We start from the raw sequence: 16,057 nt of genomic DNA, 5'->3' as shown, positions 1-16,057 counted from the left end.
CACGAGTACCAGTTGGGAGAGGCGCCACCTCAAGTCACAGGACTCACAGTGGACCAGCAGATCATTCTCGACGTGTTAGGCGAACGGTATCGGCAAATTTATTCCTAAATCAGGTGCGGAAAGTCGGATATATGGCTGCTAAATTTTTTATTCCTTCCGTCAACGTATTAGGCAAAGGCGCAGTAGATGATGCTATTGGTGATATCAAAACCTTAGGCTTTAAACACGCGCTAATTGTGACGGATAAACCTTTAGTCAATATTGGTCTAGTCGGTGAAGTGGTCGAAAAACTCGGCCAAAATGGTATTACCTCAACCGTGTTTGATGGCGTACAACCTAACCCAACCGTCGGGAACGTTGAAGCCGGTCTTGCGCTGTTAAAAGCCAATCAATGCGATTTTGTGATTTCACTCGGTGGCGGCTCACCACATGATTGCGCTAAAGGTATCGCTCTTGTGGCAACCAACGGTGGCAGCATCAAAGACTACGAAGGCTTAGACCAATCCGCTAAGCCACAACTGCCATTAGTAGCCATTAACACCACCGCCGGCACCGCCAGTGAAATGACCCGTTTTTGTATCATCACTGACGAAGCTCGCCATATCAAAATGGCAATTGTCGATAAACACACCACCCCATTACTGTCTGTGAATGACCCAGAGCTGATGCTGAAAAAACCAGCAAGCCTCACTGCTGCAACGGGCATGGACGCGCTGACCCACGCGGTTGAAGCCTATGTGTCTATCGCTGCGAACCCAATTACCGATGCCTGCGCCATTAAAGCCATTGAACTTATCCAAGGCAACTTAGTGAATGCGGTAAAACAAGGCCAAGATATTGAAGCCCGTGAGCAGATGGCCTATGCGCAATTCTTAGCGGGTATGGCCTTTAACAACGCCAGCTTAGGTTATGTGCATGCCATGGCGCACCAATTAGGCGGTTTCTACGATCTGCCCCACGGTGTGTGTAACGCCCTCTTATTACCCCATGTGCAAGAATACAACGCTAAAGTGGTACCGCATCGCTTAAAAGATATCGCCAAAGCGATGGGTGTCGATGTTGCCAATATGACGGATGAGCAAGGTGCTGCGGCTGCAATCACCGCGATTAAAGCCCTATCCGTTGCGGTAAATATTCCAGAAAACCTGACGTTACTCGGGGTTAAAGCGGAAGATATTCCAACGCTGGCTGAAAACGCCTTGAAGGATGCCTGTGGTTTCACTAACCCTAAACAGGCAACCCATGAAGAGATCTGCCAGATCTTCACGAATGCGTTATAAGTCATACAAGCTCTAACGCCTATCAGCGCGCCAATTGACAGGATGTTGTTCGGCTAGCGCAAGCTAACGACATAGAATCGGCCCAAACAAGTTCCCTTGTTTGGGCCTTTCTTTTTATGCATCAAAGACACCTTTAACACCACATCATCACAGCAAAAACCGCCGTAACGCCTTAATCTTCGGCAATTGAGATCGCGCAGATCGAAAATTCCATCAAATAGCGCAAAAACGTGATCTTGGTGGGTTACATGCTGTTACAAATCCGCTAGACTGGTTCCAGTTCGCTTTTTCCCTGCAAAAGATGAAGCCAGCTGAGAGGCCCGTTTTAAGGAACGGGCCTCTGTCCATTCAAGCCCTCATCAACCATGCACTTCCCTCAAATTTTGCTAATGTTAAATAGCATACTCATCAAAACATTTTTATACCTATCATTAATTGGTGCTTTATTGCGCAGTAGTTAAGCAAAAACGAATTTGAGTGCAAAACTGAGAGATAGCCCAAAGTTATTCGTGAAAAACTCATGCTAAATAACAGCTATGGCAAATAAATTAACTCGCTCATTTTTATATAAAAACACTTGTAAAAACGGTGATTTATCTAGGACGGTATCAGCGTAATTAATGATTGACCGAATTCAAAAACGATGCCTATGATGGCAGCAACATCCTCTACAGGTAGGTACGCTATGACAGCAATTACTCATGTATATAACTACACAGTTAGATGTCCGCATTACAAAGATCCCGAACATACCGCAAGTTGGTTAAACCACATTGAATTAAACCAATCGAGTGAAATTGCATTAAACCGTATCACCAAATGGCATGAACTCTCAGGCACTAAATCCTTTGAAACCAGTAAGTTTGTCGTCCGCAAAGCCGAAAATGAAGAAGCCTATTTTTCGATGCAAAGCGATAGACTTAAAAATGATGGTCATGCGCTCGTCACCTTTAAAATTTTCCTCGATACCTGTTGCGACAAGGCCGCACCAGAAGAAATTATGCAGCACCTAATCCAAGACTATCAGCAACGTTTGGCCAAGCTAGAACAGGCATAGAACACCATTCGCCGTGGGCATGTAGCGTCAAATGCCCAATTATCCCAAAGGCCAAACCAACGTTTGGCCTTTTTGTTAAGTACTTTAGTCAAAGCTGCAGCAAGCAATGGTGATCTCATGCCTAGGGCGTGTTGACGTTTCAGTTTTTTGGAGCAATTTGGCCGGTGTTTATACAAGGCAAAATCCGTGCTTGTAGTCATCCTACATAAACGGACAATAACGCAGCAGAAACGCTGCCCGAAGAGTTCGTCAGACAAGCACATGCTCTTACTTTCTGTCATTACCGCATGTCATTTGAGTAGAATAACTACGCATTATTCTTCGTTTCGCGAGCACTAGCTTGTCGGAATGAAATGTAATCTCGATACATCAATGCGCCCTAGGATTTAGTTAACTGATGACGATGGTGCTCACAAGCGGCATAAAGCGTTTCAGTTCAAAGAACTCCCCACCACAAACAGGTGAGCCAGCGCACATTTCACCAAAAAGTGACACGACACATATCACAATTTGCGATCAGCATAATCATACATTCAACACCCATAAAAAATAAGACTAATAAAATCAATAAATAATAATTATTCCTGACTCACTTCCCAACATATGGCCTCATTGCTTGAGACATAAAGCTAAGGTTAATATTTTGTTTCACAACCTTACCCTCTGCACAATCTAACAACACAACGAATAGGAATAAACGGCATGGCTATAGCAAACATTGTTATCGTAGGTGGTGGTGCTGGCGGGATGGAGATTGCGACTAAATTAGGCCACAAACTGGGGCGCAAAGGAAAAGCAAAGATAACGTTAATCGATTGTGCTGAAAGCCATATTTGGAAGCCACTACTGCATGAGGTTGCGACTGGCGCACTCGATGTTGGTATCGACGCTATAAGCTATCGAAGCCATGCAGCCGCCCATGGCTATCACTTTCAACAGGGCGCTATGACGGATATCGATAGACAAAACAAACAAGTAGTGCTGTCTGCGATTTGTGATGATAAAGGTGATGTACTACTCCCATCTCGTCATATTGATTATGACTATTTAGTGGTCGCCATTGGCAGTATCGCTAATGACTTTAACATTCCAGGCGTACGTGAACATTGCCAATTTCTTGATAATACAGAGCAAGCAATGGCAATCCGCAAAATTTTGCTGAATAAGTTTCTCCGTTATGCCAGCCATAGCCTGCTGGCCGATAAAATTAAAATTGCTGTTGTAGGTGCAGGGGCCACTGGAGTAGAAATGTCTGCGGAAATGCACCATGCCGTGGATCAGTTGCGCGGATTTGGCTATAACATCGATTCACGTCTTTTGGAGGTCACCCTCATTGAAGCTGATAAACGGATTTTACCTAAAGTAGAAAAGCGCGAAATTTCAGACTCAGTGACCAAAGAATTAGCCGCGCTCGGCGTTAAGGTCATGACTGAAACACGCATTAATCAGGTGGATGAAACGGGGCTGACCACAACAGATGGGCAGATGATCCCCGCCGATTTAGTGATCTGGTCTACAGGGGTAAAGGCACCGGATTTTCTGAAGGAAATTGGTGGACTAGAAACCAACCATATCAACCAGTTGGTGGTAAAACAGAATATGCAAACCAGCCGCGATCCGCATATTTTTGCAATTGGTGACTGTGCAGCTTGCCCACAACCCAACGGTACTTTTGTTCCACCAAGGGGGCAATCAGCACGGCAAATGGCACTCATGACGGCCGACAATATTATGCTACTGCTTGCAGGACAAGACGCCCGTCATCTGTATGTTTATAAAGATCTGGGGTCGCTTGTTAACTTGTCGAAGTTTCATACCGTGGGCAACTTGCTGTCATTTATCGGCGGTGGAGTGATGGTCGAAGGTAAAATCGCTCGCTTTGTTTACACTTCTCTCTATCGGCGACATTTAATTGAACTGCACGGTGTGGTAAAAGGCAGCCTTTTAATGTTTGCTAAAGGTATTAGTCGCATTATTCATCCCCATCTCAAATTGCATTAGCAAGATTATTAAGGCGTTTTACGTAACTATTTGGTATCTTGCGAGGCAACCGTTAGTTTTCAGGATGAATAACCATGAAAAAAGCTACACTCCTCATACTGCCACTGCTACTAGCCACCACAGCCTGCGCCGATTTAAAGGATGCGGGGCGCGCTATCGGCACCACCACTAAGGATGTCACTAAAGAGATTGGTCACGCCACCCGCGACACCACCAAAGCCATTGGTCATGCTTCAAGAGATGCGGTGAAATCGGTCAAAGAAGATCTTACTAAAGACTCAGAGTGACGCCCGTGCGTCACTCTGTTTTATCGGGGCTCAATCCTTAGGCCGCATTAGCACGAATACCATGGGGAACCGGTAATCCCTGCGAATTCACATTTACAAACACCATCTTATCAATACTCACCACTGGCGCCTGCGTCATCTTATTACGCACTTGGCAACTGACCGTAATGGAACTGTGCCCAAGACTGACAAGCTCCAAACCAAATTCCAACACATCCCCTTGGCGCGCCGGCGTCATAAAATTGATTTCAGAAATCAGCTTAGTCACATGGCTGGTGCTTTTCATCTGGCATGCAGCAAAGATAGCCGCCTCCTCGTCAATCCAACTCAATAACTGGCCGCCAAATAGGGTATTTGCAGGATTTAAATGTTCAGGTTTGACTAAACGACGACTGTAATATTTCATGACGGTGACCTCACTGTGAATGCTAAGTTTTACGGCCAATTCACAGCATTATTTAGGCCAAGATAAATAGCCATTGAATAACAATGAGATAGCATTAAGTCTTTGTAAAACGGTTAAAAAATTGCACCAACTCGAGTCAGAGTTGCACCAGAATAATAAGTTAGATAAAAAAATAGCGACTCAGAGAGTCGCCAAGCACAGGCAAGCAAAGTATTGACTGGGTGGGAAGTTAAGTCACAAGAGTTGACTTAAAAACCCGTGCAGCACATGTAGGCGAACTGCACGGGGGACAACAGCTGCAATGCAGCTAAACACAGGGTTTACGGGTACAACATCTTACGGGTAGAACCTATTCGCGATACAACAGACTTCGCTTAAAACTGCTCTTCTTCAGTCGAGCCAGTCAGCGCAGTCACTGATGAATGACCACCTTGGATAACCGTAGTCACTTGGTCGAAATAACCTGTGCCCACTTCCTGTTGATGCGCCACGAAGGTGTAACCTTTCTTCGCTGCCGCAAACTCAACTTCTTGAACTTTCTCAACATAATGCTTCATACCTTCACCACGAGCGTAGTCGTAAGCTAGGTCAAACATGTTGTACCACATGTTGTGGATACCCGCTAAGGTGATGAACTGGTACTTGTAGCCCATGTCTGATAGCGCTTGTTGGAAACGGGCAATCGTTGCATCGTCCAGATTTTTCTTCCAGTTGAACGAAGGTGAACAGTTGTAGGCCAGTAATTGGTCTGGGTACTGAGCATGGATTGCCTCAGCAAAGCGGCGTGCTTCTTCTAAGTCAGGTTTAGCGGTTTCACACCAAATTAAATCCGCATAAGGTGCGTAGGCTAGACCGCGAGAAATCGCTTGGTCGAGACCTGCGTTAACGCGATAAAAACCTTCATTGGTACGCTCGCCAGTCACAAAGTCACGATCGTACGGATCGCAATCAGAGGTCAATAAATCCGCCGCGTTCGCATCGGTACGAGCGATAACTAAGGTTTCAACACCGCTCACGTCGGCAGCCAGACGTGCTGCAACCAGTTTTTGTACCGCTTCTTGGGTTGGCACTAATACTTTACCGCCCATATGGCCACACTTTTTCACTGACGCTAATTGGTCTTCAAAGTGCACACCGGCGGCGCCTGCGTCGATCATTGACTTCATCAATTCGAACGCATTCAGTACGCCACCAAAACCGGCTTCCGCATCGGCAATAATGGGTAGGAAATAATCGACAAAGTTTTCATCTTCCGGATTAACCCCATTGCTCCACTGGATTTGGTCGGCACGGCGGAAAGAGTTGTTAATACGTGAAACGACCGCTGGAACCGAGTTAGCTGGGTATAAAGATTGGTCTGGGTACATAGTGCCCGCTAAGTTAGCGTCGGCCGCCACTTGCCAACCTGACAGATAAATCGCTTCGATACCGGCTTTGGCTTGCTGTACAGCTTGACCGCCAGTCAGTGCACCTAACGAATTCACATAACCTTTTTTTGCGCCACCGTTGACTAAATCCCACAGTTTAGCGGCACCGCGTTTGGCAATGGTGTTTTCGGGTACGATAGAACCACGAAGAGCCACGACTTCTTCTGCAGTGTATGGGCGACGAACATTTTTCCAACGTGGATTCTCTGCCCAATCTTTTTTGATCGCGTCAATCTGCGCCTGACGTGAAGTCTGTGTTGCCTTAGTCATAGTGTCACTCCTTTCTGTATGATGTTGTAGCAAGTGACGCTGCCCCACCGCGTCACCCTGCCCATTGGTTTAATTGACGGTTTCACCGCCATAACGCATTCCATAGGACGCATTAAGTGTTAACGCATTTATAATTAAGCAGTTAGCATCTCGTAACCGGGTAAGGTTAAGAAGTCGACCAACTCATCCGAAGTGGTAATATCCTCAAGCAATACCGCCGCTTGAGTAAATTTGCCGTGGGTGAATCTGTCACTGCCCACTTCTTTTTTCACGTTTGCTAACTCTTCCACCAGCATGTCTTTAAACAATTGTTTCGTGACGGGTTTGCCGTTGGAGAGTGACTTGCCATGTTGGATCCATTGCCAAATCGAGGCGCGGGAGATTTCAGCCGTTGCCGCATCTTCCATTAATCCGTAAATCGGTACACAGCCATTGCCACTGATCCACGCTTCAAGGTATTGCAGTGCAATACGAATATTCAGGCGCATCCCTTGCTCAGTGCGCTCCCCATCACAGGGCTTTAATAACTCAGCGGCCAGGATCGGTGCATCCACATCACGGGTGATATGCAATTGGTTTTGATGATCTTGGCCGATATATTCGTTAAAAATCCCCATCGCCGTATCCGCAAGACCAGGGTGAGCGACCCAAGTACCATCGTGTCCATTGCGAGCCTCAAGCTCTTTGTCCTTACGCACCCGTTGCAACACGGCTTCGTTCTGTACAGGATCCTTCGCCGGAATAAAGGCCGCCATACCTCCCATCGCCAATGCGCCACGTTTATGGCAGGTTTTGATCAGCAGTCTTGAATAGGCACTTAAGAAAGGCGTATCCATAGTCACCGCTTGGCGGTCAGGTAACACGCGGTCGCTATGGCGCTTTAATGTTTTGATATAACTAAAGATATAGTCCCAACGACCACAGTTTAGTGCGACGATGTTTGAACGTAATTCATAGAGAATTTCGTCCATTTCAAACACCGCGGGTAAGGTCTCAATCAAACAAGTACATTTGATGGTGCCAGGCTGCAGGCAGAATCTTTCCTCAACAAAAGCAAACACTTTTGCCCACCAACGCGCTTCGATATGGCTCTCGAGTTTAGGAATATAGAAGTAAGGACCACTGCCCTTCGCCAGCAATTGGCGATAGTTATGGTAAAAGTACATTGCAAAATCGAATAACGCGCCGGGAATGGACTGCTGGTTAAATTCAACGTGCTTCTCTTTTAAGTGCAGGCCACGCACACGGCAGATTAATACCGCAGGATTTGGGCCTAACTTGTAGTGTTTACCGGTTTCAGGTGCTGTGTACTCAATCTCACCGCGCACGGCATCACGCAGGTTAATCTGACCTTCCACTACTTTTTGCCAGCTCGGTGCTAAAGAGTCTTCAAAATCCGCCATAAAAACTTTGGCATTGGCATTGAGTGCATTGATCACCATCTTGCGTTCAACGGGACCGGTGATTTCGACACGGCGGTCAAGTAGGTCGTTCGGAATACCGCGGATCTTCCATGCGCCGTCACGAATAGCGCGAGTTTCAGGTAAAAAGTCTGGCAAAGCCCCTTTATCGATACGCGTCTGTCTGTCTTTACGTTTGGCGAGTAAGGTGGGCACTTCAGCTGCAAATTCCCGGCAAAGTGACTCAAGCAACGCCAGCGCACCTTCGGTAAAAATCACTTCTTGGCCAGGGATAGTATTTCCCACTATGGTCAGCGTGCCATTCGCAGTGGTCTTATTCTGTGCCGAATTCAATTGCTGCTCACTTAAAGTTTGTTCCGTCATCTTCTCACCCTCCCAAGAGGCAAAACTCTTGCTCGTTTACGACTCATTACCAGTAAAGACATGGGTAACATGTACAAACATTCACCGCAAAACATTCAAATGTTCGTTTAGAACCAAAACTTACAGACAAACATTTGTATTTGCAACTATCCAAAAGTGTCATGACAGCTAAAAAATTTGACCAAAAACCGTGACAAAATTGGTCTGACCAAAGTGACTTTTAAAGTATAAACATATGATTTAAAATTACTTTACATTAAAGCGATAATTACTATTTTGGTAGTGGTGAAATTTGTCTGACAACTTTACCACTTTAAGCGCATTGTAATTTTATACGTAATTAAATTACATAATGAAAATTAATATATACACCACTTTTACCTTATTCGACCTAAGTAGAAAACAGACAGCGTTTTGAACTCCACCTTAAGGAAAGCGAGTAAAACTAATAAAAATAACAAGTTAACAAAATTGAAACACCACATAAATTTAAACACTCGTTTAAATATTACGTTTACGTAAACAGTCATTAGGATAGGGTGAGAGTGATAGGGATCACGGGTTATGTTTCTCGATCAAAAAGCCGAGTCGATGTGGTTAACCCAAAAAATAAATCACTTTTTTATAAAAAAAATGAAACAAATTAGAAATCTGGCTAAGAGTTGCTTCAAGTTACGCGCCTAGTGGCGGCAAAACTCACCACAGGATTAATCCACAAACCGTTAATCATACGTAAAGATGACAAACATTTAACTCCCAAGACCTATCAATCAAAGGTTGCAATGGTTATGAAAATCATTATCATTCGCGACCATTCTGTTTGGGGGAAATTTATATGTCAGTATCACCACCTATATTTCGTTTATCACTTATTGCACTCGCCTGCCTCAGTGCTTTACCACATACCGCTTTTGCCGATGACACACCTTCTGCTCGCGATGAAAACATCGAACGTATAACGGTATACGGCAGACAAAACTCCGTTGTGAAAAACTCAGGACTTGCGACTAAGTCAGATATGTCCTTGATGGAAACCCCTGCGGCGGTTGTTATCGTTGACCAGGAGCTGATTAACAGCCAAGGAGTCGACAATCTGCAGGACTTAATTCGCAATATCAGCGGGGTGACTCAAGCGGGCAATAACTACGGCATTGGGGATAACTTAGTGATTCGCGGCCTAGGCGCAAACTACACCTATGACGGCATGTATGGCGGTGCCGGCCTTGGCAATACTTTAACCCCACTCGCTCCCTAACCAATGTGGAATCGGTTGAGGTTTTAAAAGGGCCAGCGACTGGACTCTATGGCATGGGTAGCGCGGGCGGCGTGATCAACCTGATTGAAAAGAAACCGCAATTTGAATCCAAACACAAAATCACCACAGAAGTTGGCCAGTGGGATACCTACTCGCTCGCCATCGACAGCACGGGTGGAATTACCGATGATCTTGCGTACCGCTTAGTCGCCAAAACCGCCCGCAGTGAAGGCTACCGTGATTTAGGCGCCGACCGTGATGAAGTGTTCGGCTCACTCAAATGGGTATTAAGTGATAGCCAAGATCTGATGCTATCCGGCGCGTATATCAAAGACGCCATTGCCGTTGACTCCATCGGCCATCCAATCCGTATCTACAATGCCGATTCTGTCGGTGGCAAAACCGCTGGCGAAGTCACTTGGCAAGATTTGATAAACGATCCTAAAGGGCTGGGCATACAACTAACCGACGAGCAGCGTCAGCAATTGGCGGCATCACTCGCAAGTGGTGATGGCTTAACTCCCTATTCCTTTGGTGACGCGGGATTAATTTCTCCCATGGCAAAGGATAATGAAGGTGAAGAATTAAGATTCAAGCTAACCCACAATATCTACTTTACCGATAATCTGTTCCTCAATCAGCAGTTGCAATATCGCGACTACACCACAGGTTTTGCCCGTCAAACAGGGGCTTACAACTATGTGTACTGGAAGCGAAACATCAAGATTGGTGGCGTATCGACTGATGTGATTAACCAGGATCCCCGCGCGCCACTGGTTGAAAATGGCGTGCTCTATCCCTTTGCCGCCAGACGTCAGGAATACCGCCAACTCGATGCCGAAGAAACCTCATGGCAGTATTTTGCTGATCTACGTTACGACTTCCAAATCGGCAATATCGACAACGAATTACTGGTGAACGCTAACTACGAAGACCGCGATATTCGCCTCGAGCAATTCTCAATTTACGATGCAGATCAAGTCATTAAAAACAAACAAGGCGAAGTGATTTACCGTGGTTCGCTACCCTATATTTACGATATCCGTAATCCAAACTGGGGAACGGGTAAATTTGCCGACTACGATCCACTCAAAACCGCCAACTACAACAAAAAAGTCAGCGCTTGGGGCTTAGGCGTGCAACATGTGGGTTATTTAGGTTATGGCTTTACCACCCGTGTTGGCGTGGCCTTTAACGAAATCAAACAGAGTTATGAGCACTTAGGCTTGGATGAGCGCTACAGCGCGAGTCAAACGAGCCCAACCCCTGAGGAAGATAGTAAAGATAATGGTGTCACCTACAACTTGGGCTTAACCTATATGCCCATTGATGATTTATCGTTTTTCGTCAATCACTCAAAGGGCCGCACCGCCTATAGCATTTTAGGCTCAATCACTGGGGAAAATACCGACCGCGAAGACTCAGAATCCGTCAGTAACGATCTCGGTATGCGCTTTAAAGCCTTTGATGATCAGATGCTAGCATCATTGGTGTTCTTTAAAAGCTCACGCACTAATGTGCCTTACAACAACCCAGACTATAACGCTGGCGTATCTGGTGCCGAGGTACCCGTGTACTTTTACGATGGCAGCGAAGATACCCAAGGGGTCGAGTTAGATCTTAATGCCCAGCTAAATGATCAGTGGCGAGTTAACTTTAATGGCATGTACCAAGATGCAAGGGATAAACAAAACCCAAATAGTTTAACCTACAACAGCCGCCAAAAAGGGGTACCCTATGTGACCGCCAGTGCTTGGGTGACCTATGGTGCAGACTGGTTTGCCTTATCCAGCCCCATTGAGCTGAGTTTAGGCGCCAAGTATGTGGATGATAGAAGCACGCACTCAACAGACTTTGGCATCCCTGATGGATATGTGCCGAGCTATACCTTAGTGGACTCTGCCATCAGCTACGCCACCGACTCTTGGAAGTTACAATTGAATATCAACAACCTATTCAATAAAGATTATTACAGCAAGGCGATGTTCCTCGGTGGTATGCCAGGCGAAGAGCGTAATGTGAAGCTGCAATATAGCTACAGCTTCTAAGCTGTTTCCTTAAGCCGATAAACAACAAGAGAGCCCATCGGCTCTCTTGTTTGTTTTAGCCAGCAGACTTAACTGACATTCTCCCGGTCGCCACGCATCAGCGACTCCAACTCAGCTTTCCCCTTATTGGATAAATCAATCAGCTTGGCTAAATCATGTTGATGGGCTGCACTGGCAATAACCAGCTTTTTATCGTGCTCGGCAAAAATCTTCACCCTTTCATTGGCCTGCACCTGTGATAAACCTAAGCCCTGCAAAATCTTCTCACTGGCAGACAAAGCCGAACCAAAGGTTTCACGGAACACATCGGTCACCCCAAGGCTCATTAATCGATAGGCGTGGTTACGGTCACGTGCCCGAGCGACAATATTGATATGGGGGAAATGGGTTTTCACCTGCTGGGCAATTTCAATCGAATCCTCAACATTATCAACGGCCAGCAGCAACAGGCGCGAGCGTGCAATCCCCGCAGACATCAACATATCTAAGCGTCTTGCATCACCAAAATAGACCTCACCACCGTATTTGCGGATCACATCCACATGGCTGGCATCCTTATCTAACGCCACAAACGGAATGCCCGATGACGCTAAAATCCGCCCAGTGATCTGCCCTACCCGCCCAAATCCGGCGATCACCACCTCAGATTCAGTCACATTAATGGTATCGGGCAAACGTGTATCCACCACCTTAGGTTTAGTGGCTCTAAAAAGCGTGAAAATCATCGGCGTGACGGCCATGGATAAACCGATGGCGAGCACTAAGATTTGGGCGATTTTATCATCCACTATGCTGGATAATTGCGCCTGCGATAACAGCACAAAGGCAAACTCACCGCCCTCAGCCAAGATAAGTCCTAGGGCAATACTCGGGCGCCATGTATGGTGTCGTAAACGGCCAAGGAGCATTAGCACTAGGGTCTTAATCAGCAGCATGCCCAGCAAAATCGCGAGGATAAGTAAGGGATCGGTTAAAAACAGCTTGAGATCCATACTCATGCCGACCGCCATAAAAAACAGCCCAAGCAGTAAGCCCTTAAAAGGCTCGATATCGGTTTCGAGCTGATGTCGGTAGCTGGAGTTCGCCAGCATAATCCCAGCTAAAAATGCCCCCATACCCGCCGATAGCCCCAGCCACTCCATCAATTCAGCGCTGCCCATGACCAGCAATAATGCAAAGGCGGTTAACACCTCACGAACGCCGCTACTGGCAACAAGTTTAAGTAACCGCGGCAACAGATATTTGCCCACCAACACAAAGCCCACTAAGGCCACACAGGTCCAATACCAAGGCACCGCATGGTGCTCAATCTGGGCCGAATTAGGCGCAAGGTAAGCGGTTAATAGCAACATGGGGATCACGGCGAGATCTTGCATTAACAACACCCCAAAGGCATCGCGGCCCAGCGGGGTGGTCAGTAGTCTATGTTCGCTCATCAACTGCACCGCAAAAGCCGTCGATGACAAGGATAACGCCGCGCCAACCACTAATGCTGCCTCAATGGATAAGCCAAATCCCCAAGCTAAACCGCCAATTGCCGCCCAAGAAAGGAGTAACTGACCACTACCGAGACCAAAGATGGCGCTGCGCAGCTCCCATAACTTGCTCGGATTGAGTTCAAGCCCGAGCACAAACAGCATCAGTACCACACCCAGCTCGGCAAAATGCAGCACGGCGGCGGGATCAGACACCAGCGCCATGCCGCCAGGCCCTAAAATCACCCCAGCAGCGAGGTAAGACAGAATAGGTCCTGCGCCAAAACGTTTGCCCAAGGGTACAAAAATCACCGCGGCCAATAAAAATAACAGTACAGAAGTGAGCAGACTCGACTCTTCCATTAGGGCTCCACAATGTTAGCGAAAGGCAAAAATAGGGGTATGACCTTAAGCGAAAAAGCTTCGGCTACCGCTGGCAATCATACTCTAGTTATGCAGGAAAAAGTGTGAAAAATTGACCTAAAAATCATCGAGAAAACGCAAGAAATAAGCGAAAAAGCGAAAGAAGAAAACCGCGTTACATTAACCTAAACAGTCAGTTACACAGACAATACAACTCTACCCCCTACGGCCTTACCAACTGGCTGGTAATATTGGTGGCGCGTTTATCGGAGGCTAAAGCGTCCTCATAACAGAATACACTGTTACGACCATTGGATTTTGCGGCATACAGTGCCATATCGGCACGGTGTAGTAGAGGGTCTAGGCTTAAGTCTTCTGTTGTCATGCCGCTGACCCCAAAGCTCGCGGTGATAGTAAATTTATGCCCCGACAGATGCGTATCAATGGCTTCAATTCGGCTTCGGCATTGTTCGGCAACTTCCATCCCCTTAGATTCACTGGCGTAAGGCAAGAATAGTGCAAATTCCTCACCGCCAATCCGGGCAAACACATCACCATTGCGCACATGGGGTTTTAATACTTCCACGACTTTTTTCAGCGCCCAGTCACCCGTACCATGGCCGTAGGAATCATTAATCCGTTTAAAATGATCTAAGTCGAATAAAATCACGCAAAAATCGCCCCCTCGGGCAGCGGCTTGCACAAACAGATTTTCGCCAAGATCTTGCCCTGCACCACGGTTAAGCACGCCCGTCAATGCATCCATTCTGGCCATGCGCATAAAACGCCGTTTTTGCAAATTGCCCACGACTAACAAAATCGCGAGGAAAAACAGCCCGCCAACTAATATCGTGATAAACATCAGCATATTAGTGTACTCACGCTCCTTTACCGTTTGCTGGGCGATATAAAGTTCACGCTCTTTATTCAGCAAGTTGATTTCACGCGCCTGCTCATCGGCATTAAACTTAGCCGCCTGATAAGCAAGGGTTTTCATCCTCGACTCATCAAAAATCAGTTGATTATAATGTTGCTCTTTTCTGGAGTATTCATAGGCTTGTTCAAATTGCTGTTTTTGAGCATAAATCTTAGCAAGTACACGTGATGCACCGTGCTTAAGCTCTGTATTGCTAGAATCATCCACAAGATTCATAACATATTGAGCATGTAACTCAGCTTTCGTAGAATCTTGCAACAACAAATAAGCTTCACTTAGCAACTCATGTACGCTATTAATCTCCAGCTCAAAATTAAATGATTCATACCCCTTTAGAGAATCTAATAAGTAAGAGATAGCAAGCTGTGGCTCATTCAATCTAAGACTCGATTCTCCCATACCTTTTAATGCAATATTCGCAATTAGTGGGTAACCACTGGATTCACAATAACTACGAGTAGACTTAAATTCATCAAATGCTTGCGAATAAGACTTTAACTCTAACTGATGAACGGATAAATATAGTTTAGATATACAAACATCTTTAACATCACTTGGAGAGGCGAGAGCAAGCGCTTTAGCTGCATATTTAGCAACCTCTTCAGTGACCCCCATCGCAGTATATAAACTAGCCAAACGCAAATATGAAGCGCGCTTAAGGTTAATATCATCAATTCGGTCAATTAGCCCAAGACTCTTTCCCATCACTTTAAATGCATCATTGAAATGATGCAGAGCAATATAGGCTGTTGCCTCATAACTATATGCAGAAAATAACATTTCCGAGTCTTTGAGTAAGGCTTCTGCTTGGCCCAACAACTCAATAGCAGTTTGATATTGTCCTGAATAAATAGAAGCTGCACCTTTAAAGAGCAAAACTCGTCCCTGCTGTAAGCGAGACATAGAACCAAATTCAGATTCAATTGTTTTAATTAGGTTTATAGCAGCAGGTAAGTCAGAATGTTGTAATGTTTCAATCTTAGTTAGCGTTTCATCATAATTTGTAGTTGAAGCAATCAAGGGCATACAAAGTATGCTCAAGATTGCCAAAATGAAAACACTAAAAAACTTCAATTAATCACCATTACCATGTGAAATAACAAGGTAAGATTGATAGCTACTATCACCACTTAATGTTTTGAGCTTTTCCATATCACCAGTCATTACAGCATTAATTTCTACATCAGTTAACCCATGGGCACGCATCACTGCCTCTGGATTCTGTTTATAGTCTTCCATTAACAGCGCATCTTGACTGAGTTGGGTAAAAAAATCCGATAATGCAGACATGCTTATTCCTTTATTAGCTTAAATAATAGCGACTCTAGAAAGACTTAACTCTGAAGGATCCCCTCATAAATCAGCCATAGCATAGCCATATTTGAGCAACTGATTGGCGAATAATACCCAGGCCGCCAGCAATTCTTTCTCCGTGATTTGATAATCAGGCCGCCTGAGTACCTCCAA

At 45.7% G+C, this 16,057-nt stretch carries 10 protein-coding genes and 1 pseudogene; 5 read left to right on the top strand and 6 right to left on the bottom strand.

From position 1 onward, the window contains the following. Window positions 1–131: 131 nt before the first annotated feature. The 4 genes from yiaY (at window position 132) to AEA42_RS18395 (ending at window position 4,625) form a co-directional block, all read left to right on the top strand. The gene (gene yiaY, locus AEA42_RS18410; RefSeq protein WP_037416021.1) at window positions 132–1,280 is read left to right on the top strand and encodes an L-threonine dehydrogenase; all 1,149 of its coding nucleotides are present in this window, start codon (window positions 132–134) and stop codon (window positions 1,278–1,280) included. A gap of 685 nt (window positions 1,281–1,965) precedes the next feature. Continuing rightward, on the top strand, window positions 1,966–2,337 hold the full coding sequence (locus tag AEA42_RS18405; protein ID WP_037416019.1) for a hypothetical protein: 372 nt from the start codon (window positions 1,966–1,968) through the stop codon (window positions 2,335–2,337). A gap of 702 nt (window positions 2,338–3,039) precedes the next feature. Then, window positions 3,040–4,338, top strand: coding sequence for an NAD(P)/FAD-dependent oxidoreductase (locus AEA42_RS18400; RefSeq protein WP_055648494.1), 1,299 nt, complete (start codon window positions 3,040–3,042; stop codon window positions 4,336–4,338). Window positions 4,339–4,412: 74 nt separating this feature from the next. Then, entirely contained in the window at window positions 4,413–4,625 is a 213-nt protein-coding gene (locus AEA42_RS18395) for a hypothetical protein (RefSeq protein WP_037416014.1), read from the top strand. Window positions 4,626–4,662: 37 nt separating this feature from the next. On the opposite strand, the gene AEA42_RS18390 is transcribed toward AEA42_RS18395, so the two are convergent. The 3 genes from AEA42_RS18390 to aceB form a co-directional block, all read right to left on the bottom strand. After that, a complete protein-coding gene (locus tag AEA42_RS18390; protein ID WP_037416011.1) occupies window positions 4,663–5,031 on the bottom strand; it encodes a hotdog domain-containing protein in 369 nt (122 codons plus the stop codon). Between the two features lie 374 nt (window positions 5,032–5,405). Continuing rightward, a complete protein-coding gene (gene aceA, locus AEA42_RS18385; RefSeq protein ID WP_037416008.1) occupies window positions 5,406–6,728 on the bottom strand; it encodes an isocitrate lyase in 1,323 nt (440 codons plus the stop codon). A gap of 134 nt (window positions 6,729–6,862) precedes the next feature. Then, window positions 6,863–8,512, bottom strand: a complete 1,650-nt coding sequence (aceB, locus tag AEA42_RS18380; RefSeq protein WP_055648493.1) for a malate synthase A — start codon at window positions 8,510–8,512, stop codon at window positions 6,863–6,865. A gap of 835 nt (window positions 8,513–9,347) precedes the next feature. Here aceB and AEA42_RS18375 point away from each other — a divergent pair. Beyond that, window positions 9,348–11,815: pseudogene (locus tag AEA42_RS18375) on the top strand (TonB-dependent receptor). A 68-nt stretch (window positions 11,816–11,883) separates the two neighbouring features. Here the strand turns inward: AEA42_RS18375 and AEA42_RS18370 are convergent. From AEA42_RS18370 to AEA42_RS18360, 3 genes are all read right to left on the bottom strand, one after another. Further along, window positions 11,884–13,653, bottom strand: coding sequence for a monovalent cation:proton antiporter-2 (CPA2) family protein (locus AEA42_RS18370; RefSeq protein WP_037416000.1), 1,770 nt, complete (start codon window positions 13,651–13,653; stop codon window positions 11,884–11,886). A 223-nt stretch (window positions 13,654–13,876) separates the two neighbouring features. Next, entirely contained in the window at window positions 13,877–15,616 is a 1,740-nt protein-coding gene (locus AEA42_RS18365; protein ID WP_055648492.1) for a GGDEF domain-containing protein, read from the bottom strand. Between the two features lie 48 nt (window positions 15,617–15,664). Next, window positions 15,665–15,880, bottom strand: a complete 216-nt coding sequence (locus AEA42_RS18360) for a hypothetical protein (protein ID WP_037425540.1) — start codon at window positions 15,878–15,880, stop codon at window positions 15,665–15,667. Between the last annotated feature and the right edge of the window lie 177 nt (window positions 15,881–16,057).

Source organism: Shewanella sp. Sh95, assembly GCF_001308045.1.
Classification (GTDB): Bacteria; Pseudomonadota; Gammaproteobacteria; order Enterobacterales; family Shewanellaceae; genus Shewanella; species Shewanella xiamenensis.
Note: the sequence above shows the minus strand (reverse complement) of the source record. Positions and strands in the feature narration are given on the sequence as shown.